The following is a 24,769-nucleotide window of genomic DNA, read 5'->3' as shown; positions in this document are numbered from 1 at the left end:
CAGTATTCGGAACTTTGGAAGGGTTGTTCCTAGGTTGCGATTGACTTCGCCGGGGGCGGAGCAGCGGTACTGCGACCGCGTGGTGTGGGACGCTCCCGCAACCGGGTCGGGTCATACCGCCACTGGGCGATGAAATCCCGATCCAACTGCACAAGTACCCGATTCCTGGACCACCACAACCAGCCACCCTGGACCCCGGAACGTCCGGCGATATTGCGGGCGGCGTTGATATCGGCCAGGAGTTTCTTGCCACAGAACCGGCATGCGAACCGCTGCTGTGATCTTCGGTTCCGTGCATCCACGTACTGGCATCCCGAACATGCACGGGAGGTGTGGGCGGAATTGACCTCGGTGACGGTGATTCCCGCGATTTCGGTCAACGACGCCAGTTTCGCAGTCACCGCCGCCCGACCCGCTCGCGTTAGGATCCGGTTCATCCGCTTACTCAACCCACCGTGTCGGAAATCCAGCTTCTCGACCACGATCTCCCGTACATCCTGTGCGGCAACCTGATTCAACAGGCGACCGACCTCGTTACGCACGTAGCCGCGGATACGCGCATTGAGTGCCCGATAGCGATTCGATGCCGCCGGCGTGATTCCCTGCCGCTGTAATGCCGCCGCCAACGCGGTCAACTCGCCGTCGCGCGCGACCAGCCAGGCATACATCTGTTGCCCCAGGATTTGGCCGGTGCTGGTGGTGAACATGCCCACCACGCCCCAGTCCAGCCCCAGCGATTTACCGCTGTGCCGCGCCGGCGCTTCCCGTGACTTCTTTACCAGAGCGAACGACACCTCGCCGTCGTCGGAAACGGTGACCTGGCAGAAATTTCGGATGCCGCCGGGGGCGGTCTCGAAATAGTCGTAGCCGTGCAACGGAATCCGTACCGGATGACCCGCGGTGCGGGTAGACAACCGGACCCAATAGTCGGCGCGGGTGGTCGTGGCGGCCTCGACGGTCGCGATGGGTCCGTCCATGGCCATCGTGCGGACCCGACTCAGGTTCGGGAACGGGTGGCGCCACAACCATGCCTCGATCAGCTCGCGGGCTATCCGCAACGCCTCCTGTCCCGCCTCGGCACCGGTTCGCGTATTCAGGATCAGCCAGTCACGCCACCAGCCTTTGCGGAGGTTGATGCGGTACAACGCGGCCCGCAGGTCATCGTCGACATCGCGCTGAGCGATCAGCTCTCGCACCCCGACCACGGCGGCGGCCCGCCACGATTCGAGGGCGGCGTTGGCCTGGTTGACCACCGACTTCCATTGCCGCTGCGACAGATACGGTGGCAACGCCTGCGCTACTGGGCCGCCGAGCCAGCCCAGGGTCGACTCCCCGGCCTTCAACCGCTGCACCTGCAGGTACTGCACGTGTACCAGGCCGCGCTGCCACCACGGCAGCAAATCGGCCACGGCCGCGAGCTTGCCCGGATTTGCAGTGGTCGGGAGCCGGTACGTGCGCATCATGCTGCCTTCCTCCCCTGCTCCTCGGCTTTCGTCGACTGCTTCCGCGCTTGCTCCCGGTGCACTCGCCGCCGGTGAGCTCACTTGGAGGCGATCGGTGATAAGAACGCTAGTGCGTCTGTCGAAACGATGTTCGATATTTAACAAGTGTGTCGGGAATCGCCCGAATCGGCCCGAAGTCGCTGTGCCGCAGCGAAAGCGGCAGTCGCTACCATCAACGCCTACGGCATGCCGCGGTGCCAGTGACTAGTAGCGACACCAGCCCAGATCGCCGAGCGCGGGACACCTCATCGGATGTGAGATGCGCGGCGCTTCATGGACGCTGAAATACCGGTGGGTAAACTCCAGGCCATGAGCGCTACTGCCGCCCCGGCATCCGAGAAAGTCTCGCCGTCCGTCGTGGATTCCGTGAAGGGATTCGTGGCCGAGCACGGGGGTTCCGCGACCGCGGTGCTGCAGCCCATCGGTCGCATCGGCGTCCGTGTCACGCTGGTCGGCGCCGACGGCATCATGGGTGACCGCGTCGTCGGTTCGCTGGACGCCGCCAAGACGCTCGTCGAGACCGTCGACGGCCTGACCGAGGCCGGCGAGTGGGACCGCGAGCTCATCTCGAAGGTCACCCCCGCGAAGGGCCACTGGGCCAAGATGGCAGGCTGGGTGGCCAAGCAGAAGCGATTCCCCAAGGCGCGCAACGAGAAGTGACCGCGGCCGCAGGGGGCGGAGAGGACCGGATCGACGTGTCAGGGCGCGTGACCAAACAAGCGCAGCTCCGTTCGGCGCTGACCACCCTGTGCGCGAATCTGCGTCCCGGCGAGATGCTGCCCAGCGAACGGCAGCTCTGCGACGACTACCGGGTCAGCCGCATGACGGTGCGCGAGGTGCTGGGCCAGCTCGAATCCGAGGGCACCATCACTCGCATCCCGGGCAAGGGCACCTTCGTGGCCGAGCGGGTGGCCCGCTCCCGACTGCACATGGCGTCGTTCTCCGATGACATGCGCCGGTTGGGCCGCACCCCCAGCACGGTGGTGCTGCACACCGACCACGCCGTGCCGCCTCCGCCCTCGGCGACCGCGCTCGGTCTGGCCGCGAATGTGAAGGCGTTCCACCTGGTTCGGCTGCGGCTGGCCGACGGGCTGCCGATGTCCATCGACGACGGCTGGTACCGCGAGGACCTGCTGCCGGATCTGCTGGATCACGAGCTGACGCAGTCGCTCTACGCGCTGTTCGCCCGGGAGTACGACTGTCCCATCGACCGTGCCGAGCAGAGCGTGCGCGCGGTGGCCGCCGACGAGCGGCATGCGGGTTGGCTGGGCACCGAAACCGGTTCTCCGCTACTGGCTTTCGACCGGATCTCGTATTCGCGGGACCGCGCTGTCGAGCACGCGCAGTCGTGGTACCGGGCCGACCGCTACCAGGTCTACATGACGGTCTCGGCCGCCGACAGCTGAGCACCTCCCGAAACGATTGAGCCGCCGCCCGATTGGGCGGCGGCTCGTTTCGTCTCAGGTGCGAGCGGTCACATCGAGAACAGCACCGATCCCGTGGTGACGGGCCCGGTGGCCGTGTTCTGCGCCGAACCCGGCGCGGTGTCCATGACCACGACGGGCACGGCCGCACTCAGCCCCAGCCGCCGAACGGCGTTGGGGGAGAAGGTGATCAGCGGATCGCCCTCGGTGACGTGCATGCCCTCGGCGGCCACGATGGTGAACAGGTCGGGCTTGCCGACGGTGTCGATGCCGACGTGCAGGAGCACCCCGGTGCCGTCCGCGGTGACGATGACCGCGGCATGCGGGTGCAGCTTCACGATGTCACCCGTGACCGGGGCGACCACGGTGGTGGCGTCGTCGGTGTCGAGGGGCTCGATGGCCACGCCCGCCCCGACCATCTCGGCGGAGAAGACCGGATCCGGAACCTCGGACAGGGGCATGGCGCGGCCGGCCAGCGGCGCGGTGATCTGAATACCCATGGCGATCAGAGCATGTCGTTGATGTCGTCGGCCAGGGCGTCGGCGGTCGGCCCGACGACGACCTGAACCGCGGCACCCGCCTTGACAACGCCGTGCGCGCCCGCGGCCTTCAAAGCCTTCTCGTCGACCTTGGATGCGTCCTTGATCTCACAGCGCAGGCGGGTGATACAGCCTTCCACCTCGATGATGTTGTCCAGGCCGCCGAGGCCCGCGACGATCTGATTCGCTTTCGACATGATTTCCTCCGCGCGTGTCGAGTAGACAAAACTGGTTATAACCAGTATATGTCTGGTTATAACCAGTCACGGTAACTGACGCTGAACAGTTCGCGTGACTCCATTCACAGACTGAGGACCACCATGGCCGATGCCGTCGAGAGCTCTCGCAAGAAGCTCGATCTATCGGGACTGCAGAAGCTCGGCCGCAGCTTGATGCTGCCGATCGCCACGCTACCCGCTGCCGGACTGTTGCTGCGACTGGGACAGGACGACATGCTCGGCCGCTGGTCGGCACTCAAGACCGTCGCCGACGTGCTCGCCGCCGCCGGCGGCGCACTCATCGACAACCTGCCCCTACTCTTCGCCGTCGGCATCGCCATCGGCTGGGCCAAGAAGGCCGACGGCTCGACCGCACTCGCGGCCGTCGTCGGCTATCTCGCCTTCAACGGTGTCCTCAAGGCCATGTCACCGGTCGTGCTATCAGGCAAGGTCGACGCGAAAGGCGCTCAGGCACTGGTGAATTTCGGTGTCCTCGGTGGCATCGTGATCGGCCTGACCGCCGCGTACCTGTGGCAGCGCTTCCATCGCACCCAGTTGCCCGACTACCTCGGCTTCTTCTCGGGTCGCCGCCTGGTGCCGATCCTGACCGCCTGCGCGGCCGTCGTCATCGGCGTGGCCATGTCGTTCATCTATCCGGCCTTCAACTCCGGACTGACGTCGCTGGGCAATTTCGTCGCCGACAACTCGGTCGTCGGTGGCGGCATCTTCGGGTTTGCCAACCGGATGCTGTTGCCCCTGGGCCTGCACCACATCATCAACTCGGTGGTCTGGTTCGTGCTCGGCGACTACACCACCGGCGGTCAGACCTACCACGGCGACATCGCCATGTTCCTGCACGGTGATCCGCATGCGGGCACCTTCATGACCGGCTTCTTCCCGATCATGATGTTCGGCCTCCCGGCCGCGGCGCTGGCCATCTGGCGGCACGCCAAGCCGGAGAACCGCAAGATGATCGGCGGTATCATGCTGTCGACCGGTCTGACCGCGTTCCTGACCGGTATCACCGAGCCGCTGGAGTTCTCGTTCATCTTCGTGGCTTGGCCGCTGCTGCTGATCCACGCGATTTTCACGGGCACGTCGCTGGCGCTGACCAATGCGCTGGGTATCCATGACGGATTCACCTTCTCGGCAGGCGCCATCGACTACCTACTCAACTTCGGCAAGGCGACGCATCCGCTGCTGCTCATCCCGATCGGTCTCGGCTACGCCGCCCTGTATTACGTCACCTTCAGCTTCATCATCAAGCGCTGGAACCTGAAGACTCCGGGTCGTGAAGACGATGAGGCGGAAACCGAAAAGGAGAATGTCGCCGCATGATCACTCGCACCGCCGTCGTTGCGTCCAAGACCGGGTTGCACGCCCGCCCCGCCGCATTGTTCGCCAAGGCCGCCGGGGAAGCCGGTGTCCCGGTGAAGATCTCGGTCGAGGGCAAGGATCCGATCGCCGCCAACAGCCTGCTGCAGGTGATGACCCTCGGCGCCAAGCAGGGTGACACCGTCACCCTGCATGCCGAGGACGGGGCCGATGCGGCCCTGGAGAAGCTGGTCGCGATGCTGGAGACCGATCTTGACGCGTGAGGTGCGTGGCGTCGCCGCCGCTCCCGGGATCGCGGTCGGTGTGGTGAAGTGGCTGGCGCCCGCGCCGGTCACCAGCCGCACCGACGCCCCCGGGAGTGACGTCGAGGCCGAAATCGCTCGCGCGCAGACCGCTTTCGAGACGGTCGCCGCCCGCTACTCGGCCCAGGCGCTGGACGCCAAGGGTCCGGCCGCGGACATTCTGTTCATGACCTCGGCACTCGCCGCCGATCCGGCGCTGCTGGATCAGGTGCGCACCGAGATCCGGGGCAGGACGCCGACCGCGCACGCGGTCACCGAGGCGGTCGCGCACTTCGGTGCGCAACTGGCCGCCCTCGGGGGCATGATGGCCGAGCGCGCCACGGATCTCAAAGACGTGGGCCAGCGCGTGGTGGCCGAACTGCTGGGGGTGGAGCCGCCCGGAATCCCGGACAGTGCAACGCCTTTCGTGCTTGCCGCGCACGATCTGGCACCGGCCGATACCGCCACGTTGGATCCGGAGAAGGTCGTCGGGCTGATCACCGTGGCGGGCGGTCCGACCTCGCATACCGCGATTCTGGCCAAGGCCCTGGGGATTCCGGCCGTGGTGGCCGCCCCGGACGCGGTGCAGATCGCCGAGAACACCGAAGTCGTCCTCGACGGCACCTCCGGTGTGGTCGAACTCGACCCCACCGCCGCGCGTCGCGAGGAAGTGCTCGCCCTGCGGGCGCGGCAGGCCGACGCGCCGACCGGTCCGGGCCGCACCGCCGACGGGCACGCCGTGCCACTGCTGGCGAATGTGGGCTCGGTGACTGACGCACAGCTCGCCGTCGAACTCGGGGCCGAGGGCGTCGGCCTGTTCCGGACCGAATTCCTGTTCCTGGACCGGCAATCCGCGCCCACGGTGGCCGAGCAGACGGAACAGTACGCCGAAATCTTCCGGGTCATGGGCGACCGTCCCGTCACGGTCCGCACCCTGGACGCCGGATCCGACAAGCCGCTGCCGTTCCTGAACCTGCCGACGGAAGAGAATCCGGCGCTGGGAGTGCGCGGCCTGCGGTTGAGCAGCGTCGATGAGGGGGCGCTGCTCGACCAGCTCACGGCGATCGAGGCCGCGGCCAAGGAGGCCGGGACACCGGTCAAGGTCATGGCCCCGATGGTCGCCACCGCCGAGGAGGCGAACTACTTCGCCGCCCGCGCCGCCGACGCCGGGCTCGCCACCCGCGGCGTCATGGTCGAAATCCCGGCCGCCGCAATCCGTTCCGAGCAGTTGGGCGCGGAGGTGGACTTCTTCTCGATCGGCACCAACGATCTGTCGCAGTACCTGTTCGGTGCGGACCGCATGTCCTCCACGCTGGCGGCACTGCACAATCCGTGGCAGCCCGCCCTCGCGGCGGCCATCGCCATGGTGGTGTCGGGGGCGAACAAGCACGAGGTGAAGGTGGGGGTGTGCGGCGAATCGGCCTCCAACCCCGAATTCGCCTGTGTGCTGGTCGGTCTCGGCGTGGAGACGCTGTCGATGGCGCCACGCTCGATCGCCGGAGTGCGCGCGCAACTTGCCGACGTGACGCTCGATCAGTGCCGGGCCGCGGCGACGGCGGTGCTGTCTGCACGGACAGCCGACGATGCCCTGCGGGCCGCCCGGCAAGCATTGGGGCGAGATAAGTGACGATCACCCTGCGCGGCCGGGTCGTCACCCTCACCGAGGCGGGCGAACTCGCCGACGGGGTGGTCTCCTTCACCGGCCCGCGACTGGACTATGTCGGCCCCGCAACGGGATTCGACGGTGAACTGCCCGCGCTGACCGGGCGGCCACCGATCATCCTGCCGGGCCTCATCGATGTGCACTGCCACGGAGGCGGCGGATTCGGTTTCCCCGAAACCGATCCCGAGGGTGTCGCCGTCGCCGCGAACTTCCATCGTGCGCGCGGCACCACCACCCTGGTCGCCTCCCTCGTCTCGGCCACCGAAGCCGAACTGCGCGAACGCATCGACGTACTCGGCAAGGCCATCGACGACGGCCTGCTGGCCGGTATCCACCTCGAGGGCCCGTTCATCAGCGAGCACCGGCGCGGAGCCCACGACCCGGAGCGCATCCTGCCCGGCGACCCGGCCCTGCTGGAGCGTCTCGTCGACTATGCGGGCGGGCGCATCGTGTCGGTGACCATCGCCCCGGAAACCGACAACTTCGATGCCCTCGCCGATGTGCTCGCCGACGCGAATGTGATTCTCTCCCTGGGACACACCGTCGCCGACTACGAACGGTCCGTGCACGCCATGCGCCGGGGTTGGCGTGTGTCGATCACGCATCTGTTCAACGCCATGCCCGAACTGGCCCACCGCGACGCCAACTTCCTCACCGCCGCCATGGCCGCGGCCGGGCGCGGCGATGTGGTGGCCGAGGTGATCGGTGACGGCGTGCATCTGGCCGACGGCACCGTGCGCATGGTCTTCGACACCATCGGCCCCGACAACCTGGCCCTCATCACCGACGCCATGGCCGCCGCAGGTCAGCCCGATGGCCGCTACCAGCTCGGTAGCCTGGATGTCGTGGTCGCCGACGGTATTTCCCGCATCTACGACCCGAACGGTGAGGGCCCCATCGCCGGTGGCACCGCGACCGCCTCGGACGTACTGCGCCGCACCGTCTTCGATGCGGGCGTCGACCTCACCGCGGCCGCCACCGCCGCCTGCGCCACGCCCGCCCGCCTGCTGGGCATGGCCGACCAGATCGGCGCGTTGCATTCCGGCATGCGCGCCGACGTGCTGGTCACCGACCACAATCTGAACCCGACGGATGTCTTCAAGGATGGAGTGCGATGGAACTCGTGATCACCGATACCGCGGCCGAGGCGGGTGTGCTGGCCGGACGCATCATGGCCGACCATGTGCGCCGGGGTGCCCGCGCCATCGGGCTGGCCACGGGGTCCTCGCCGCTGGGGGCCTACGGGGAACTGATCCGCCAGCACCGGGAAGAAAACCTGAGTTTCGCTGGCGTGCAGGCGTTTCTGCTCGACGAGTACATCGGACTGCCGCCGGGGCACCCGCAGTCCTATCGCCAGTTCATTCGTGACGAGTTCACCTCGCACGTGGACTTCGACGACACGAACGTCAACAGCCCCGACGGCAATGCCGCCGACATCCAGGCCGCCGCAGCCGATTACGAGAAGCGCATCGCCGCCAACGGCCCGGTGTCGGTGCAAATCCTCGGTATCGGCGCCAACGGCCACCTCGGTTTCAACGAGCCGGGTTCGTCGCTGCGTTCGCGCACCCGCGTCAAGACCCTGACCCCGAAGACCCGCGAGGACAACGCCCGCTTCTTCGAGGACGACCTGTCCCAGGTCCCCACCCATGTCCTCACCCAGGGCCTCGGAACCATCAGCGACGCCGACCATCTGCTCATGATCGCCACCGGCGCGGGCAAAGCCGAGGCCGTCGCCGCTGCGGTAGAGGGCCCGGTCTCCGCCTTCTGCCCGGCGTCCATCCTCCAGATGCACCCGCACGTCACGGTCATCGTCGACCCCGACGCGGCGGCGAACCTGAAGGCGGTGGACTACTACCGCTTCGCGGTGGAGAACAAGCCGGCCTGGCAGAGCTTCTAGGGTTTCAGCAGTGTGGCGATGAGAGTGGCCGCGAGCCACTCCTCGTAGCGCCGGGGCGACCAGCTCCGGCCGATGGTGAGCTGGGTGTAGAGTTGTGGCCCGGTCAGGGCCCAGAGCGCATCCGTCATGGTTTCCGGATCCGCGCCCCGAACCAGAACGTCGGCCTTACCCAGGTGTGCGACGAACGCGGTGACCGCGGTGAACCGTTCCCGCTCAGCGGTTTCGAGCACCTCGGCGATCTCCGACCCGGCCTGGGTGAGCACGGTCCACAGCTGCGCGACTCTTTCATGGATCCCGCGGACCAAGGCGGCGTAGAGCCGCAGCTTCTCGCGGGGATCCGTCGTGGATCGGATCTGTTGCGTCTGCGGGCGATCCGCCATCGGTACCGGTTCGTCGTCCCCGGCCAGCGTCACGTCCCACAGGGCCTTGACCATGCTCGTCTTGCTGCCGAATGTCTTGTACACCGTTTCGGCCGACACCCCCGCGCCCTCGGCGACGCCGCGGATGGTCATGGTGTGGAAGCCGTCGCGGAACAGCAGCTCTCGGCAGGCGAGCAGGACCGATGCGCGGGTGCGGAGCGCCGATTCGCGGCGGCGCTCCGAGTTGTACGTCCGGCGTGGTTGTTGCCCGCTCGTCATTTGATACAGTGTAGCTGTATCGAATTGAATAATCGCCGAAGGCGGGCTGAGCATGACGACAGTTGATGCGACAGACGCGGGGATGATCTCCCTCGCGGGAAAGACAGTGCCACGCATGGGATTCGGAGCCATGCAATTGCGAATGTCGACCGACCCCGAGGCCGCTGCGGCGGTGCTGCGCAGGTCGATCGAACTCGGTATCCGCGTGATCGACACCGCCTGGTATTACGGCAACGATGTCGTCAACCGGTTCATCGCCGAAGCCCTGCGGCCCTACCCGGCCGACCTGGTGCTGGCGACCAAAGCCGGTGCGCGCACGACCTATAACGGCCCGCTACCCCAACCGGACTACAGCCCCGAGCAACTGCGGGCGGGCAACGACCGCGACCGGACCGTGCTCGGCCTGGGCACCATTCCGCTCACGCACCTGCGGTGGATGAGCGAAGAGGACACCTGCGACGGCGTGAGCTTCGACAGCGCCTTCGACACCATGCTCGCCATGCAGGACGAAGGCCGGATCCAACACGTCGGACTGTCCAACGTCACGCTCGAGCAGGTCCGCCGCGCACACGCGCGCGGACCCATCGCCAGCGTGTCGAACCTGTTCAGCTACGGCAATCAGAAGGACACGCCCACACTGGAATTCTGCATCGAGCACGGCATTCCATATCTGCCCTGGGGCCCGCGCGGCTACGGCGCGACTGACGCCCCGCCGACCCCGAATGGCCTGACGGTAGATCAAGCCCGCCTCGCATGGCTGCTCGATCGCTCCCCGGTCATCGTCGTCATCGCGGGCACCAGCAGCGTCGCGCACCTCGAGGAGAACATCGCGGCGGGCGCGTGAGCGTGATCGCTCGGGCCGCGGCCGCCGCGATCGCGCTCAGCCCTGTTGCAGTGCCGTGAACGGGGCCATGTCGAAGTAGTCGCGCCAGGCCGAGATCAGGCCGTCGCGGACTTCGAATACCCCGGTCACCGGCAGTTCGATGTGCTTGTCGCCCAGGGTGAATCGGTCGGTGCGCTCGTTGAGCACCACGTTCCCCGTGACGGCCTGGTGGTGCACGGTGAAGTCGATGCCGCCGAAGGTGCCGATGAAGCCGCGCAGGAACTCCAGGATCGCGGGCTTGCCGACGAACGGCTCCATCGGGATGTTGTGGTAGACGGCGTCGTCGGTGAAGAACTCGGCAATGGATTCCGGTGTGCCGGTGCGCCATTCGGCGCACAGGGCGGACACGACCTCGGCGGGGGACAGGGTGGTGTGGTCGATACTCACTGCGGTGGGAGACCTTTCCTGTGATGGATATGCCCTGCCGAGCGAACTGTCCGAGTCAGTAGGTGTCAAGGCCGGTCTCGCCGTGAGATTTTCACCGGTGAGGGTCTCGCCAGGCCATTCCTTCGGTCCTCGTCGTCACGCCGTCAGCGTGCCGCCCAGCACCGTGGTCACCATGGCGTACACCGCCTCGGTCTCGGGGCGTGGCGAGGTCCGATCGGCGAACAGCAGGTGCGCCGAGCCGATCAGGGTGGGCGCCAGGATGGTGATGTCGACGGTGGCCACGACGCGCCCCGCCTCGACCTCGGCGGCCAGATAGTCCGTGATCATGGTGGTCGCCTCGCCGAGGATCGGAATCCCGACCGGGCGGGTCTGTCGCAGCCGGGCCCGCAGCTCGTCTCGGAACGTGACCAGGCTGACGATGGCCACCGCCACGGTCTCGAATACTCCGATCAGCGCCTCGGTGAGATTCCCGGCCACCGTGCCCGACCCGGCTCGCTCGCGCAGCGCCGTGCACAGCCGTTCGACCCGCACGATCCGGTCCTCGACCAGTTCGGCCAGGAACCCGTCGAAGTCGGTGAAATGCCGATGCAGCACGCCCTTCGCGCACCCCGCCTCGGTCGTGACCGACCGGCTGGTGAGCCCGCTGGGCCCATCCCGCAACAGAATTCGTTCGGCGGCATCGAAGAGCTGTTCGCGCACGTCCCGTATAGCGACCCCGGTGGGCACCGGCACTCCTTCGCATCGATCGAGCCCGAAACCGATTGCGGAGTGGGCGCATGCCCACTTAAAGTGGGCGCATGGTCACTCTACCGTCTTCGCGGCCCGAACCTGCCGATCAGAGCCCACATCAATACCGGGAAACCGCCGAATCGTTCGGTGTCGACGCCGCCCGCTACGACCACACCCGCCCGCCCTATCCCGCCGCCATGATCGAGCGGATCCTCTCGGCCACACCCGGCCGGACGCTCCTCGACGTCGGCTGCGGGACCGGTATCGAGGCCCGGCAGTTCCGTGACGCCGGTGCCACGGTGCTCGGCGTCGAACCGGACGCCCGGATGGCCGAATTCGCCCGCGCCACGGGTATCGAGGTCGAGACCGGCACCTTCGAAACCTGGGATCCCGCCGGGCGCGGCTTCGACGGGGTGATCTCGGGAACCGCCTGGCACTGGGTCGATCCCGTCGCGGGTGCCGCGCAGGCGGCGCGCGTGCTGCGGCCGGGTGGCCGGTTGGCCGCGTTCTGGCATGTGCCCCAGATGCCCTCGGAAGTGGTCGCCTCCTTCGCCGACGCCTACCGCCGGTGGCTGCCCGACTCACCCGCGTCGCTGATCGCGGACCGTCCGGCGCTCGAGTTGTACGAGACCATCCTCGCCAATGCGGAGCGCGGCATCCGCGACAGCGGCGGATTCGAACACCCCGAACGGTGGCAGTTCGATTGGCAGCGCACCTATTCCCGCGACGAATGGCTCGACCAGATCCCCACCCACGGCGCGCTCACCCAGGTCGATCCGGACACGCTCGCCGCAGTCTCGCACGCGGTCGGCGCAGCCATCGACGCCCTCGGCGGCAAGTTCACCGTCGCGTACGCCACCGTGGTGGTGACCGCCACCAGCACCCCAGCCTGACCCCGGACTCCCGGGCTGACCGCAGATTCCTTGGTGGAGCCGAGACTCCTCGGCGGACCCGAGACTCCTGTCGGACCCGAAAGCCTTGGCGGAGCCGCGGCGGTCTCGGATGCGGTCGGCGCGGCGATCGGCGCTCTCGGCGGCGAGTTCATCATCGCCTACGCCACCGTCGCGTAACTGCCACCCGCGCAGTCGCCTGACCCGGCACGCCTCGGCTGACCCTGGGAGTCCTGGACTGGGCCGCGACACCTTGGCTGAGCCGCGACAGTCTCAGCTGATCCGGGACAGCTTGTGCGGGTTGGTGATCGAATAGATCGTCTGGATCCGGCTGCCCGCGGCATCGAGGTCGACGACTACGGCGGCGATCGGACTGTTGTCGGAGAACACCAGCACGCACGGGTCCTCGGCCACCCAGCGGTAGCGGATGGCTAGGTCGCCGTCCGGCAGCTCGGCGGCCACCGCCATGAACACCGCGGCCACCTGCTCACGGCCGTGCACGGGCGCGGAACTCTGTGCCGGGCCGAGTCCACCACTGTCGGTCCACAGGGTGACATCGGGGGCGAGTATCTCCAGCATCGTGGTGAGATCGCCGCGCATGGTGGCCTCGGCCAGCCGTTCGCTCACGCCCGCTCGAAAGTTCTTGTCGCCCTGGCGGGGACGACGTGTCTCGAGATGTTTGCGCGCCCGGGAGGCGAGTTGGCGGACGGCGGCCGGGGAGCGGTCGAGCATGGCCGCGATCTCGGGGTGCCCGAAGCCGAAGACATCGTGCAGCACGAAGACCGCCCGCTCCAGCGGTGAGAGCGTCTCGAGCACCACCAGCACGGCCATCGACAGTGATTCCTTGCGCTCCACCAGCGCGGCGGCGTCCTCGGCGGCGAGGACGAGCGGTTCGGGAAGCCAAGGGCCGAGATAGGTTTCGCGGCGCCGCCCGATCTCGGTTCGCCGCGCGAGCGCCTGATTGGCCACCACACGAACCAAGTACGCCCGCGCATTGTCCACCGGCGGTGCGTGGGGATCGCGATGGCGGGCCGCCCACGCGAGCCACGCCTCCTGCAAGACGTCCTCGGTGTCGGCAACGGTGCCGAGCATGTTGTAACCGACCGCGAACAGCAGCTCACGGTAATCCAGAAAGCGTGCCGTGATCTCCGCGGACGGGGCGGCTGTGGCGGTCGCCTTTTCCGAGGTTGATGGTGATGTGGTCATGATCTGTCTCCCCTCTCTCACCACCGCAGAGCCCTCCGCTGCCGAAACTGTGACATGTCGGCCCGGATCGTGTTCCACGTCACCGAATTTCGCGCAGATGTCACCGTTCGCCGTCCTCATGCCTCTGTGGTGTCGGGCCGGGGAGAGTCCCCGGAGCAAGGAGCCCAGCCATGACCACCACGCCGTTCGACCCGGATCGCGCCCTGTTCATTCGCCACGATGAGGCCGAATACCTGCCCGGCCTGGGCGTGCACCTCTACGCCGACCACGATATGACCGGTGGAAAGCTCAGCGCCAACCGCGCGAGCCTGCCCGCCGGAACCGACGGGCCGCCACCACATTTCCACACCACCTCCGCCGAACTCTTCTATCTGCTCGACGGGACCTTGACCGTCCTGGCGGGCGAGGACATCCACACCTTGCACGGCGGCGACTTCCTGCTGGTCCCAGCCGGAATGGTGCATGCCTGGGCGGCGCCGGCCGACGCATCGGCCGAGGTGCTGATCGTGTTCACCCCCGGCATCGAACGCTTCGAGTACTTCCGCATGGGTGAACGCCTACGCCGCGGCGAGGGTGATCCGATGGAAATCCTGCGCACCCAGGAACGATTCGACAATCACTTCGTCGACAGCCCGCGCTGGCGGGAGGCGCGGATCGGCGCGGCGGGCGGGAGCGCGCCACAGCGTTGATAATGGCCGGGTGACCGAGCGTGCGGCGAGTCGGACGGCAATCCTGGTCTGTCAGGGGCGGGCGGTGGCGGACGGGCGATTGGGTGTCGGGCGCTTCGCCGATCCGATCGCTGTCGAACTGCTGCTCGACGCAGAGCGTGAGATTGTCGAGCGGGTGCGAGGCGGGCTGGTGCCCAAGCCGGTCGGCGCCCGCATCGAGTACGAATTGCTCACCGCCACTTCGGAAGTGCTCGCGGCCCGCACCGTCGCCATCGACGATGCCGTACGGGAGGCGGGAAATCCGCAACTGGTGATTCTGGGCGCGGGCCTCGATGCCCGTGCCTGGCGCATGCCCGAACTGGCGGATACCGCCGTGTTCGAGGTGGATCATCCGGCCTCACAGGCCGAGAAGCGGGAACGTCTGGGCGAGCGGAAAGCGTTGGCCGCCGTGCGATTCGTGCCCGTCGACTTCGGCACGGACTCGCTCGGTGCCGCGCTCACCGCGGCGGGTCACGACGAATCGCGGCCCACCACCTGGATCTGGGAGGGCGTCGTGCCCTACCTGACGCCTGCCGAGGTGGGGGAGACGGTCACGGAGGTGGCGAAACGCAGCGCCCCCGGGAGCCGGTTGATCACCACCTACCCGACGCCGAATCGCCTGTACCACTACGGACGTCGCGTCATGGAGCTACTGCTGTCACTGACCGGGCGGACCAATCCGATGGCACGCGAACCGCAGCGTTCGAGCTGGACTCCCGACACCATGGCCGCCGTCCTGACCGCACGCGGGTTCACCGTGACCGGCGACCGCGACATGATCGGCGTGGCCCTCGACTCCGGTGTCGCGGGGAAGCGGGAATCGTTCCTCAGCACCGGTCGGCTGCTGGTGGCCGACCGACACTGATCATCGTCATGGCCGAGCTCAGGCGTTGAGGGTGACGACCCAGGAGCCGTTGCAGCCCTTGTCGTGATCGCGGTTGCCCTCGTAGTTCCACACGGCCTGCAGGTCGGAGTCCTTCTGGATGTTGAAGTCACCGGTCGGGGACTTGATCGCGACACCGTTGTAGAGCAGCACGCTCAGATCACCGGGGTAGATGGTCCATTCGCCGTTGTAGCCGGCCGGGTAGTTCATGCTGACATTGGTGGTCCGGCCCGCGTGGTTCTGCACCACGAGGCAGGCACCGGCAGGAGCCTGAGCCTGGGCGGGTGCGGCCGCCAACACGACGGCCGACAGACCCACCGTGGCGGCGGCGAGCGGGACGCCGATCTTCGCGACGGTGGTGCGCTTGACGTTGGTGATATTCGACATGAGAGACAACCTCCAGTTGAATCCGGTTGCCCGGATCGGTGCTTCGATGTACTGAAGGTAGGCAGCCTCACCAGCGGGTTTCTTAAATTTTCCTTACAGCGGCAGCTCGCCGGTTGTCCTCGTCCTCCATCGCATCCCCGGCAATCCGAGCCAGCCCGTCCCGCGCCCGCGGATTCGAGAGATCGACGTTGGCGATCGCAATCGCCCGTATCCCGGACTCGGCGTCGGTGAGACACTCCAGTGCTCTCTCGGATGCGAAATCCGTTGCCAGGATGCTCAATCCGAGCGCGCACCGCTCTCGGAGATACGAGTACACCGTGGTGTCGAACAGTGCTTCGAACATCGGCACCGCCGGTGCGCACGCCAGCCGCGTCAGCCCGCTGACCAGCGTGCATTGAGCGTAGATGTCGTCATCGGACGCGGTCCGGGTCGCCGCGAGGTAGTCCGACAGCCGCGCGGCATCGCTGCCATCCCCGATCTCGCATAGCAGAGACATGGCCCGATAGGCGAAATCCGTCTCCATCCCCGCATTCGCCCTGGCCCACGCCAGTGCACGTGGTGATCGCAGTTGTTGCAAGTGCCTGCGGACTGCGATTCGCACGCGCAGCGGCGTGGTGGCCTCCTCCAGGAGGCTTGGCGCGATCGCTAATAGTGTTGCCTCCCATTGTGTCTCGGACACGTCGGTGGCGGTGACCGGCTGGATGAGTGCGGCGTCGACCGCAGCATCGAGAATCCGTTCAGGGTCTGCTGCCATCCGCGCCGCCCGTGTGGTCGGCTGCTGTTCGGGCGCCCGTCGGCGCCGCTCCTCGGCCACCAGCACTCTCTCGATTCGTGCGCTCTCGGATCGCCATTTCGGCCAGGGCATGGCCGCGCAGTCGTGGATCGCCCAGCGAAGGTCCTCGTCATCGGCCACCGCGAGCACCTCGTCGAGCAGGCCTTCCGCCTCGGGACGATCGTGGAACGGAAGCAGCGCATTCATTGCCAGGCAGGTGTCGCGTCCCGTCCGCAGATAGTGCCGCAATTCGCTGACACTGCCCTCGACCCCGGACCGGGCGAGGTCCTCGAGTACGCCGACGGCCAGCCAGGCATCCGAGTCGCCCGTCGGGTCCGCAGGCCCGGCATATGCCGCCCGTAACCGCTCCAGATCCACGCCCAATTCCGCAACGAGAGTCGCGTACAGCCAACTCCGGTGCTCGACCTGGTGATCCCAGCGTGGATCGTCGACGATGCAGTCCACCACGAACTCTCGCGCCTGATCACGGTGCGCCAAAGCCTGGTCGTAGCACGCGCCCCGCCCGCGCTGCATCAACCCGAGTAGCGAATCCGGTTCCGCCCACATCTGTTCCACGAGCACATCAGATCAGCCGGGTCACGGTGTGACCACCGCTTTTCCGTCGCGGCCGCCCCTACGTCAGACCGGAATGGTCCGTCGCGGTCGCAGCGGTATGCGGTCGCGGAACGCCTCGATCGCCGCGGCGACCTCGAATGGTGTTGCAGCATGGGCGATGTCGTCGCGGTATTGCACCCGCTGTGCGACCGCGTCGAGGTCGAAGGCCCAGACCATCGACATGAGGGGGTTGATGAACAGTTCGGATCCCTTGTCGCGGGTGCGGGCGAGGGAGCTTGACCGGCAGGTCGAGGGCGTGCGCGGCGAGCAGACTGGTCACGTCCTCGACCGGCGTCCCCAGGCCCGCCTCGTCGCCGGTCATGAGCAGATCGGTCCCGCCGTCGACGAGCACCAGCCCATCGATTTGTAACTCGTGTGCCAGCCACGCGTAGGCATTCCGCACCGCCGCGGTCCCGCCCTTGCGAATCAGGAACACGCGATCGGCAAACCCTTTGTCCCGCATCCACACCGCGAGATGCTTCTCCGGAAAATAGGTGGGCCCTTCGCTCTCGGCGTCGACGGCGAACACCCCGGGCCCGACCTGCTGCGCCGACGTCCGAGTCACCGCCGTGAAGGTGAGATTCCCCAGGAACACCGACGTGCCCCGCTCCAGCAGAGCCATCACGATCGGCAACCCGCTCAACACATCGAATCCACCCCCTGCCCCGACCACCAGCACCCGCTCACACTCTCGAAGCTGACGCAGCACCGGCGTCTCGAACAGCGAATCCCCACCCATCCCACCAGTATTCAGGACCTCGTCAGCGGAGGGTGGCGTCATCTCCCGTGTGCGGGGCGAAGGCCGAGCTGATGAAGGGCTGGACGAGGTCGAGGAATTCCGTCGGAGCGGAGGAGAACGGGAGGTGGCCGGTGGGCAGGACGTGCAGTTGTGAATGGGGGATCAGGCGGTGGGCCAGCTTGCCGTAGCGCAGCGGGAGGACCGGATCGCGGCCGCCCCACACGATGAGCGTCGGTGCGGTAATGGATGCGGCGCGGGTGGTGAGGTCGTAACCGGGGTCGTTGAAGCTGTGCCACAGAGACCGGTAGGTGGCGCGGCCCGCGGCGGTCGCGGCCACTCGCGTTGCGCGGTCGATGACGGCGTCGTCGGCGGGGGAGACCGGCTTCATGTAACTGCGCACGCTACGAGGGATGAGGTAGCGGGCCACCGCGGCCGAGCCGTAGAGGTTGCAGTAGGCGCGGGTCAATGGGGATTGGCGGACGAAGCCGCCGGTGTTCACCAGCACCAGCCCGGCGACGCGATCGGGGTGATCGATCGCCAGCCGGGCCGCGGCGTATCCGCCGACCGAATTGCCCAGGAAGACAGCGCGATCCAAATCGAGCGCGGTGACGAGTTCGAGGAGCGTATCGGCCAGGCCGACGGCGGTGACGCCCGGATTCGGTTCGGATGCACCGTGTCCCGGCCAATCCACTGCGATGACGCGATGCTCGGCGGCCAGTGCCGGGACGATCGGATCGAAGTCGTGATGGTCGTGCAGGTTCGCGTGCAGCGCGACGATGGCCGGGCCGGTCCCGGTGTCCTCGTAGGCCAATTGCCCGGCTGTAGTGCTCACGGTATGCATCCGCGATCTCCTGGAATCGGATCGAGTTGACCGGCCGGTCATTCACTGACCAGTCGGTCGGTCATATACTTTGACGATACGACCGGTCCGAAACGCACGCAAGGGGTTCGAATCCGATGAATCTGCGGGAGGATTCCGCCGCACGCACCCGCGCGGCCCTCGTCGACAGCGGCCTGCACCTGGCCGAACGACTCGGCCTGGCCGGCGTCAGCGTCAATGTCCTGGTGGCCGAACTCGGCGTCTCGAAGGGCACCTTCTTCCACCATTTCGGCAACCGCGCCAACTACCTGCTGGCCCTGCACCGCGAATTCCACGACCGCCTGCAACACGACATCGAATCCGCCATCGCGGGCCTACCGCCCGGCCGTGACCGCCTGCGCACCGCGTCCATCGCCTACCTCGACGCCTGCCTGCGCGACCGCGGCGTCAAGGCGCTGCTGTTGGAAGCCCGCGCCGACCCGCTGATCACCGACGAGGTGGTCACCCGCAACACCTACAACGCCACCCTCATCGAGCCCGACTTCACGGTCCTCGGCTGGACCCATCCCGCGGACGCCGCCCGGCTGTGGGTGGGTCTGGTCGCCGAGGCTGCACTGCTGGAACTGCATGCCGGGGAGGCTCAGCAGTCGGTGCGAGATGCCCTGTGGCAGTTCCTCGGGCGCGAAGGGGGATAGGCGATGAGTCCGGCTCGCTCGCGGCGCGGCGCGTTGGCCCTCCTGCTCGTGGTGGCCGTGGTGATGGCGGGAATCGCGGTCACCCTGCTGGTCAATGGAACCCGCGATCTGACCCAGCCGGTCACCTGCGGCGGCGTCGTGATGAAGGAACTCGACGGCTGCGAGGTGTCACCTCGAGGGCGGCGCGGCACGCACGTAGTGCAAACCTATTGGCCGGGCGGCATGACCGCGGGCGTCGCACACGCCACTCCCTCGGGTCGACCTTTGCAGAGCCGGGACCAGATGCACGACACGGCCCGCACCAACGGCATTATCGGGGTGCTTGTCGGTACGGCGATGCTGTTGGGCCTGATCGCAGTGTGGCGGAAGATCATTCGCAGGTGGCCGCGGAACGACGCTCACCGGATGTAATGCGAGGTGACCGCGTCCTGACCCGTGTAATTGGGACCCGAATGGGGATTCGCGCCGACATAGCGGTAGTTCCAATCGATCTCGGCGTGACCGTCGCGGGTCAGACGCCGAGTCCGAGCGTTGTACTGGAATCCGTTGTCGCGCAGCGCGGTCGTGAAGACACGGCCCAGGGGCACGTCATCGGGGCCGCGCACCGAGGTCGCCTCGAAGTTGGTCGCGAGGTGCCCGTCGACGGTGAGCCACGAGGCCATGCGGCTCAGCGCACCGAGTTTGTCGCCGACATAGTGCACGGCGTGCACGCTGGTGATCAGATCCACGGGTTCGGTCGGCTGCCACGCCAGCACCGACCCGGTGACCAGGTCGAGCCCGTCGCGAGCCGGGACACCGAAGTAGCCGACCAGATCCAGTCCGATGATCGTGGCATGACCAGCCAGTGGACCGGCCGCATCGGAAAGCGCTCGGGCACTGCCACATCCGATATCGAGCCAGCGCTGCGGTCCCGGCCGGGCCAGCAGCCACGCCACCGGATCGAAGCCGAGTTCACGCCGATACCCGGCCAGCCGCCGGTCCCGGTTCATGGCGGTATTCGCCACTACCGCAGTCTGTTCCAGGTGTGCGTCGTCGATCAGCTCGGTCACACCGTCCATCCTGCCCGGATCTGGTGTCAGGCGAGGATCTTCTTGTCGGCGGTCGGAGTCGCGTTGGCGGGCAGGGTCTCCCGGGTGCGCATCGCGGCCCAGAGCGCCGCGGTCGCGGCGACGCACGCGGCTGCGCCACCGACGTGGAAGGCGACCAGTGCGGCGGGCACATGGGTGAAGTACTGCACGATGCCGATCATTGCCTGCGCGCAGACCAGGGCGATGACCAGGATCAGCCGGGTCCGGATGGACTTGTTCATGCCGACCGCCGCCAGCCCGCAGGCCAATCCGACCAGCAGCGCGAGGTAGGCGACGAGCAGTTCGGCATGCAGATGCACCAGGGTGACGACCTCGATCTGCAGGCGTGCCACCGGCTTCTCGATGCTCTTGTCACCCGCGTGCGGTCCCGCGCCGGTGACCAGGGTGCCCGCGATGAGGGTCGCGGTGAGCGCGGCTCCGCTCAGGATGGTCAGCAGTCGCAGCGGCTTGGGCGCCTGCACGGTGTCGATGCCGTCGTCGGGTTCGCCGACCTTGGCCCACAGCAGCGTCGCGAGCCACACCATCAGCATGGAGGCCAGCAGGTGCACCGCGACCGTCCACCACAGCAGTCCGGTGCGCACGGTGATGCCGCCGATCACGGCCTGCAACACGGTGCCGCCGGGCATGAGCCAGGCGTAGACGAGGACTTCGCGTCGCCGCCGCGCCCGGGTCACCGCGAGCACGATCGCCGCCGCGACGATCACGACCACGAAAGTCAGCATGCGGTTGCTGAATTCGACGACCTGGTGCAGCACGGGCACTTCGGCGACGGTGGTCGGCGTGTAGCTGCCCGGGAAGCACTTCGGCCAGGTGGGGCAGCCCAGACCCGAGGCGGTGACGCGGACGACCGCACCGGTCACCGAGATTCCGGCCTGGGTCAGGACGACCACGAAGGCGATGAGACGCTGCACCCGCAATGACGGCATCGGGAACAGATCGGCAAGTCGCTGGAAGGCGCGATTCAGCACGCAGAAGATGGTAGCGGGGACGCATTTCGCCCCGTCACCCGCCCTACTACAACGTGTCGTTAAACACGTGGGCCGCTCGAACTTTCGAGGTCAGTCGAACTTGAAGAAGCGCGTGGCCAGCCATCCGGCCAGTCCGCCCCATCCGGCCAGCACCGCCAGCCCGTACCAGTCGACGCTGGTGCGCATCGCCTGCTCCAGGCATTCCGACAGCGCCCCGGACGGAATGATCCGCGCGATCAGGCTCACCGCGTGCGGCAGATCATCGGACATGAACACCAGGCTCGCGGTCCCGAGCATCACGAACCAGAGGATGTTGGCCAGCGCCAGCACCACCTCGGCCTTGAGCGTCCCGCCCAGCAGCAGACCCAATGCCGCGAACGTGGCCGTGCCCAGCGCGATCACCACCGCGCCCAGCAGCAGCCCGCTCAGTGACGGTCGCCAGCCGAGCGCGAACCCGATGGCCCCCAGCAGAATCGACTGCAGCACTACCACGATCAACACCGCCGAGCACTTGCCCGCGACAATGCCCCAGCGCGGCAGGGGTGTGGCCCCCAGTCGTTTCAACGCCCCGTAGCGCCGGTCGAACCCGACGGCGATGGCCTGCCCGGTGAACGCGGTGGACATGATCGCCACCATCATCACCGCGGGCACCACCCGGTTCACCCGGTGCTCGCCGAGGCCGCTCATCGGCAGCAGCGTCAACCCGATCAGCAGCGTGATCGGAATGAACATGGTCAGCAGCAGCTGTTCCCCGTTGCGCAGCAACAGGATCAGTTCCATGCGGGTCTGTGCCGCCAGCATCTTCGCTCGCGTGGTCGGCTGCGGTGCGGGGGAGAAGGTGCCCGCCGCGAATCGGTTCACGGTCTCGGTCACCCGCGCAACTCCCGTCCGGTCAGTTCCAGGAACACGTCTTCCAGCCGGCGCTGGTCGATGCGAATGTCGGTGGGCAGCACGTCGATTCGCGCGCACCAGGCGGTCATGGTGGCCAGCACCTGCGGGGTGATGTCGCCCTGCAGTAGGTAGGAGCCGGGCGCGGTCTCGCGCGGCGTGAACCCTTCCGGCAGTGCGGCTTCCAGCAGCGTCAGGTCGAGTTTGGGTGGCGCGGTGAACGCCAGTCGCCCCTCGGCTCCATGCGAGGTGACCTCGGCGGGCGTGCCCTGTGCGACGACCCGCCCGTGATCGATGATGACGAGCTGGTCGGCGAGCTGTTCGGCCTCGTCCATCATGTGGGTGGTGAGCAGCACGCTGACCCCGTCCCGGCGCAGCGCGTCGATGAGCTCCCACACCAGATGCCGTGCCTGCGCGTCCAATCCGGCGGTCGGCTCGTCGAGGAACACGATCTCGGGGCGGCCGACGAGTGCGCAGGCCAGTGCTAGTCGCTGCTGCTGCCCGCCCGACAGCCGCCGATAGGGCGTGCGCCGAGCATCTTTCAGCCCGAGCGTGTCCAGCAGCCAGGCCGGATCCAGCGGGTTGGCGGAGTAGGAGGCGACGAGATCGAGCATCTCCCCGGCCTTGGAACCGGGGTACGCGCCGCCGCCCTGCAGCATCACGCCGATGCGCGGCCGCAGCTGGTCGGAGTCGGCGATCGGGTCCAGGCCCAGCACCCGCACGCTGCCGGCGTCGGGGGTCACGAAACCCTCGCACATCTCGGTGGTGGTGGTCTTGCCCGCGCCGTTGGGCCCGAGCAGCGCCAGCACCTGCGCGCGTTCGATATCGAAGCTGATGCCGTCGACCGCGGTGGTCTCGCCGTAGCGTTTCACGACGCCGTCGACGCGTACGGCGGGTCCGGAGGCTGCGGTCACGATGAGACACCGTAGGGCGTGGGTCGCTGTGACGGAGCCGACACCCCCGGCTGATTGCGCCACGGCAGCACATTTCGGGTCAGGAAGATGAGCGTGAGGCCGACGATCACGGTGGCGATGGCGGATTCGACGATCTGGAAGACGTAGAAGTCCGCGCCGCGCGGCATGACGATCATGCTCACCACTACGGACAGCACCACCGCGGGAACCCGGAAGGCCGGTCGGTTGGCCCAGGCGGCCAGCGGCACGATCGCCCACAGCAGGTACCACGGCTGCACCACCGGGAAGAACAGCACGATCGCGCCGAGTGAAACCCCCAGCGCGCCGATCGGATTCAAGCGTCCGGTCCAGGTGGCGATGAGCATGCGCACGGTGATGAACGCCGCCACCAGCTCCGCGATCGGCCGGGTGATGTCCAGTAGTGCGGTGGTGTGATCGCCCAAGCCGAGCAGCACGCCGCCGAATCCGGTGATGATCCCGATCGCGGTGGGCAGCGACAGGTAGCTGCGGACCGAGGTGGCCGCGCCGAGCGTGTTCATCCATCCGAATCCGAGCCCGCTGGCACCGCTGATGAGCAAGGTGACGATCACGGCTATGCCGACGAGGACCGCCCCCGCTATCAGGACGTCTCGTAATCGTCCGCCCAGCTTTCTGGCCAGGGCCATGCCGACGAATCCCAGCGAGACCAGCGAAATGATCTTGATCGACGACGACAACGTGATCACCACCGCGCCGAATACCAGCAGCGCCCACGCTTTTCGATCGAACGGATGGATGTCGTCGAGCGCCCGCATACAGAATTCGACGCCCGCCACCATCAGCCCGAGCATGATCGCGTCATTGTGCACGCCGCCGACCAGGTGGAACAGCACCAGCGGATTGGCCGCCCCCAGCCACAGCGCACTCACCGGCGCGACCCCGCAGCGCCGCGACAACCGCGGCAGCGCCCACACGATCAGTGCCACGCCTGCCAGCGCGAGCAGCCGGTGCAGCCACACCCCGGCAATGATGTTGTCGCCCGCCACCGAGGAGATCCCGCGGCCCATCCACAGGAACAGCGGCCCGTAGGGCGCGGGGGTCTGCCGCCAGATATTGGGCACATTGTTGGTCAGCACATTGTCGAGCCCGAGCCCCTCGACCGGCCCGACCTTGTACGGGTCCAGCCCGCGCGCGGAGATCTCGCTCTGCGCCAGATACGAATACACGTCATTGCTGAACATGGGCGGCGCGACGCTGAGCGGAATGATCCACAGCAGCAGCGTGCGATCCATCTGCGAGCGGGTCAGCCGGTGGCGAGGATTGCCGCCCCAGCCGCCGATGGCGAAGCGGCCCAGCAGCAACCAGGCCATCACCACCAGCACGGTCCCGATCATGCACATGGCCAGCGTCGAAGTGCCCGCGCGCGCGAAGAATCCGAGCACCCGCAGTCCGGAGGTCGGATTCTGGTGCACCGGTTGCGCGCCCACGCCCAGCGCCGAAATCGCCATGATGACGGCCCCGGTCGCGCCCAGCAGCCGGATTCGCATCAGCTGCAGGGTTTCTCGCCGGTCCAGTCCCGGCACGTCGTGATCGGTGCTGTGCAGCACGGCGACGGTGTGATCGGCGGTGGGGACGTCCAGGCCCAGGGCCCGGCGTCCTATTTCGATGACTCTGCGCCGTGCGCCTTCCACTACCGCCACAGCTGCGAAGCCTAGTCCGGGG

General features: G+C 67.4%; 30 protein-coding genes. 14 read left to right on the top strand and 16 right to left on the bottom strand.

All coding sequences use genetic code 11. The features are described 5' to 3' along the window. Window positions 1-29: 29 nt before the first annotated feature. Window positions 30-1,463, bottom strand: coding sequence for a zinc ribbon domain-containing protein (locus ACYVN4_RS09110; RefSeq protein WP_460719212.1), 1,434 nt, complete (start codon window positions 1,461-1,463; stop codon window positions 30-32). A gap of 348 nt (window positions 1,464-1,811) precedes the next feature. On the opposite strand from ACYVN4_RS09110, the gene ACYVN4_RS09105 reads away from it, so the two are divergent. After that, window positions 1,812-2,162: a hypothetical protein gene (locus tag ACYVN4_RS09105; RefSeq protein ID WP_460719210.1), complete on the top strand. Its 351-nt coding sequence runs from the start codon at window positions 1,812-1,814 to the stop codon at window positions 2,160-2,162. A 47-nt stretch (window positions 2,163-2,209) separates the two neighbouring features. Beyond that, a complete protein-coding gene (locus ACYVN4_RS09100; RefSeq protein WP_460719208.1) occupies window positions 2,210-2,908 on the top strand; it encodes a GntR family transcriptional regulator in 699 nt (232 codons plus the stop codon). A gap of 68 nt (window positions 2,909-2,976) precedes the next feature. On the opposite strand, the gene ACYVN4_RS09095 is transcribed toward ACYVN4_RS09100, so the two are convergent. After that, complete coding sequence (locus ACYVN4_RS09095) at window positions 2,977-3,426, bottom strand: PTS sugar transporter subunit IIA (protein ID WP_460719206.1); 450 nt, start codon at window positions 3,424-3,426, stop codon at window positions 2,977-2,979. 5 nt (window positions 3,427-3,431) lie between these two features. Further along, window positions 3,432-3,662 (bottom strand): glucose PTS transporter subunit EIIB, encoded by a 231-nt coding sequence (locus ACYVN4_RS09090; protein WP_460719204.1) that lies wholly within the window; start codon window positions 3,660-3,662, stop codon window positions 3,432-3,434. Window positions 3,663-3,785: 123 nt separating this feature from the next. On the opposite strand from ACYVN4_RS09090, the gene ACYVN4_RS09085 reads away from it, so the two are divergent. Genes ACYVN4_RS09085 through nagB form a run of 5 tightly spaced genes read left to right on the top strand, consistent with a single transcriptional unit; the run spans window position 3,786 to window position 8,859 of the window. Next, window positions 3,786-5,021: a PTS transporter subunit EIIC gene (locus ACYVN4_RS09085; RefSeq protein WP_460719202.1), complete on the top strand. Its 1,236-nt coding sequence runs from the start codon at window positions 3,786-3,788 to the stop codon at window positions 5,019-5,021. Then, entirely contained in the window at window positions 5,018-5,281 is a 264-nt protein-coding gene (locus tag ACYVN4_RS09080) for an HPr family phosphocarrier protein (RefSeq protein ID WP_379363271.1), read from the top strand. The genes ACYVN4_RS09085 and ACYVN4_RS09080 overlap by 4 nt, the downstream gene beginning before the upstream one ends. Then, on the top strand, window positions 5,229-6,926 hold the full coding sequence (gene ptsP, locus ACYVN4_RS09075) for a phosphoenolpyruvate--protein phosphotransferase (protein WP_460719199.1): 1,698 nt from the start codon (window positions 5,229-5,231) through the stop codon (window positions 6,924-6,926). Before ACYVN4_RS09080 ends, ptsP begins: the two co-directional genes overlap by 53 nt. Beyond that, window positions 6,923-8,089 (top strand): N-acetylglucosamine-6-phosphate deacetylase, encoded by a 1,167-nt coding sequence (locus ACYVN4_RS09070; protein WP_460719197.1) that lies wholly within the window; start codon window positions 6,923-6,925, stop codon window positions 8,087-8,089. Before ptsP ends, ACYVN4_RS09070 begins: the two co-directional genes overlap by 4 nt. After that, window positions 8,077-8,859 (top strand): glucosamine-6-phosphate deaminase, encoded by a 783-nt coding sequence (nagB, locus tag ACYVN4_RS09065; RefSeq protein WP_460719195.1) that lies wholly within the window; start codon window positions 8,077-8,079, stop codon window positions 8,857-8,859. The genes ACYVN4_RS09070 and nagB overlap by 13 nt, the downstream gene beginning before the upstream one ends. Here nagB and ACYVN4_RS09060 read toward each other — a convergent pair. Further along, a complete protein-coding gene (locus tag ACYVN4_RS09060) occupies window positions 8,856-9,497 on the bottom strand; it encodes a TetR/AcrR family transcriptional regulator (RefSeq protein ID WP_460719193.1) in 642 nt (213 codons plus the stop codon). The genes nagB and ACYVN4_RS09060 overlap by 4 nt on opposite strands. 52 nt (window positions 9,498-9,549) lie before the next feature. On the opposite strand from ACYVN4_RS09060, the gene ACYVN4_RS09055 reads away from it, so the two are divergent. Next, complete coding sequence (locus ACYVN4_RS09055; RefSeq protein WP_460719191.1) at window positions 9,550-10,341, top strand: aldo/keto reductase; 792 nt, start codon at window positions 9,550-9,552, stop codon at window positions 10,339-10,341. Between the two features lie 36 nt (window positions 10,342-10,377). Here ACYVN4_RS09055 and ACYVN4_RS09050 read toward each other — a convergent pair whose 3' ends face one another. Together ACYVN4_RS09050 and ACYVN4_RS09045 are read right to left on the bottom strand one after the other, a co-directional pair. After that, on the bottom strand, window positions 10,378-10,746 hold the full coding sequence (locus ACYVN4_RS09050) for a limonene-1,2-epoxide hydrolase family protein (protein ID WP_460720531.1): 369 nt from the start codon (window positions 10,744-10,746) through the stop codon (window positions 10,378-10,380). Between the two features lie 156 nt (window positions 10,747-10,902). Then, window positions 10,903-11,493, bottom strand: coding sequence for a TetR/AcrR family transcriptional regulator (locus tag ACYVN4_RS09045; RefSeq protein WP_460719189.1), 591 nt, complete (start codon window positions 11,491-11,493; stop codon window positions 10,903-10,905). A 71-nt stretch (window positions 11,494-11,564) separates the two neighbouring features. Here ACYVN4_RS09045 and ACYVN4_RS09040 point away from each other — a divergent pair, with 71 nt between their 5' ends. After that, window positions 11,565-12,389, top strand: coding sequence for a class I SAM-dependent methyltransferase (locus tag ACYVN4_RS09040; RefSeq protein WP_460719187.1), 825 nt, complete (start codon window positions 11,565-11,567; stop codon window positions 12,387-12,389). A 33-nt stretch (window positions 12,390-12,422) separates the two neighbouring features. Then, window positions 12,423-12,566, top strand: a complete 144-nt coding sequence (locus ACYVN4_RS09035; RefSeq protein ID WP_460719185.1) for a hypothetical protein — start codon at window positions 12,423-12,425, stop codon at window positions 12,564-12,566. A gap of 93 nt (window positions 12,567-12,659) precedes the next feature. On the opposite strand, the gene ACYVN4_RS09030 is transcribed toward ACYVN4_RS09035, so the two are convergent. Further along, the gene (locus tag ACYVN4_RS09030; RefSeq protein ID WP_460719183.1) at window positions 12,660-13,592 is read right to left on the bottom strand and encodes a sigma-70 family RNA polymerase sigma factor; all 933 of its coding nucleotides are present in this window, start codon (window positions 13,590-13,592) and stop codon (window positions 12,660-12,662) included. A 170-nt stretch (window positions 13,593-13,762) separates the two neighbouring features. Here ACYVN4_RS09030 and ACYVN4_RS09025 point away from each other — a divergent pair, with 170 nt between their 5' ends. Both ACYVN4_RS09025 and ACYVN4_RS09020 read left to right on the top strand, forming a co-directional pair. After that, entirely contained in the window at window positions 13,763-14,281 is a 519-nt protein-coding gene (locus ACYVN4_RS09025) for a cupin domain-containing protein (protein ID WP_460719181.1), read from the top strand. Window positions 14,282-14,291: 10 nt separating this feature from the next. Beyond that, window positions 14,292-15,164 carry a class I SAM-dependent methyltransferase gene (locus ACYVN4_RS09020; protein WP_460719179.1) on the top strand — a complete coding sequence of 291 codons (873 nt, stop codon included), beginning with the start codon at window positions 14,292-14,294 and terminating at the stop codon, window positions 15,162-15,164. An 18-nt stretch (window positions 15,165-15,182) separates the two neighbouring features. Here ACYVN4_RS09020 and ACYVN4_RS09015 read toward each other — a convergent pair whose 3' ends face one another. From ACYVN4_RS09015 to ACYVN4_RS09000, 4 genes are all read right to left on the bottom strand, one after another. Further along, window positions 15,183-15,569 carry a hypothetical protein gene (locus tag ACYVN4_RS09015; protein WP_460719177.1) on the bottom strand — a complete coding sequence of 129 codons (387 nt, stop codon included), beginning with the start codon at window positions 15,567-15,569 and terminating at the stop codon, window positions 15,183-15,185. Between the two features lie 82 nt (window positions 15,570-15,651). Then, window positions 15,652-16,719, bottom strand: coding sequence for a hypothetical protein (locus ACYVN4_RS09010; protein WP_460719175.1), 1,068 nt, complete (start codon window positions 16,717-16,719; stop codon window positions 15,652-15,654). A 256-nt stretch (window positions 16,720-16,975) separates the two neighbouring features. Then, entirely contained in the window at window positions 16,976-17,695 is a 720-nt protein-coding gene (locus tag ACYVN4_RS09005; protein ID WP_460719173.1) for a DUF1152 domain-containing protein, read from the bottom strand. A 22-nt stretch (window positions 17,696-17,717) separates the two neighbouring features. After that, on the bottom strand, window positions 17,718-18,536 hold the full coding sequence (locus tag ACYVN4_RS09000; protein WP_460719171.1) for an alpha/beta fold hydrolase: 819 nt from the start codon (window positions 18,534-18,536) through the stop codon (window positions 17,718-17,720). Window positions 18,537-18,652: 116 nt separating this feature from the next. Between ACYVN4_RS09000 and ACYVN4_RS08995 the strand changes: the two genes are divergently transcribed. Then, window positions 18,653-19,210: a TetR/AcrR family transcriptional regulator gene (locus ACYVN4_RS08995; protein ID WP_460719169.1), complete on the top strand. Its 558-nt coding sequence runs from the start codon at window positions 18,653-18,655 to the stop codon at window positions 19,208-19,210. Between the two features lie 3 nt (window positions 19,211-19,213). Beyond that, the gene (locus ACYVN4_RS08990; RefSeq protein WP_460719167.1) at window positions 19,214-19,621 is read left to right on the top strand and encodes a hypothetical protein; all 408 of its coding nucleotides are present in this window, start codon (window positions 19,214-19,216) and stop codon (window positions 19,619-19,621) included. Here the strand turns inward: ACYVN4_RS08990 and ACYVN4_RS08985 are convergent. From ACYVN4_RS08985 to mptB, 5 genes are all read right to left on the bottom strand, one after another. After that, a complete protein-coding gene (locus ACYVN4_RS08985; RefSeq protein WP_460719165.1) occupies window positions 19,609-20,259 on the bottom strand; it encodes a class I SAM-dependent methyltransferase in 651 nt (216 codons plus the stop codon). The genes ACYVN4_RS08990 and ACYVN4_RS08985 overlap by 13 nt on opposite strands. A gap of 26 nt (window positions 20,260-20,285) precedes the next feature. Beyond that, window positions 20,286-21,266, bottom strand: coding sequence for a COX15/CtaA family protein (locus ACYVN4_RS08980; RefSeq protein WP_460719163.1), 981 nt, complete (start codon window positions 21,264-21,266; stop codon window positions 20,286-20,288). Between the two features lie 90 nt (window positions 21,267-21,356). Further along, window positions 21,357-22,139, bottom strand: coding sequence for an ABC transporter permease (locus ACYVN4_RS08975; protein ID WP_379363240.1), 783 nt, complete (start codon window positions 22,137-22,139; stop codon window positions 21,357-21,359). After that, on the bottom strand, window positions 22,136-23,068 hold the full coding sequence (locus ACYVN4_RS08970) for an ABC transporter ATP-binding protein (RefSeq protein WP_460719160.1): 933 nt from the start codon (window positions 23,066-23,068) through the stop codon (window positions 22,136-22,138). The genes ACYVN4_RS08975 and ACYVN4_RS08970 overlap by 4 nt, the downstream gene beginning before the upstream one ends. Beyond that, on the bottom strand, window positions 23,065-24,747 hold the full coding sequence (gene mptB / locus ACYVN4_RS08965) for a polyprenol phosphomannose-dependent alpha 1,6 mannosyltransferase MptB (RefSeq protein ID WP_460719158.1): 1,683 nt from the start codon (window positions 24,745-24,747) through the stop codon (window positions 23,065-23,067). Before mptB ends, ACYVN4_RS08970 begins: the two co-directional genes overlap by 4 nt. Between the last annotated feature and the right edge of the window lie 22 nt (window positions 24,748-24,769).

Source organism: Nocardia heshunensis (assembly GCF_054782115.1).
This window is presented reverse-complemented; position numbering and strand designations above follow the sequence as displayed.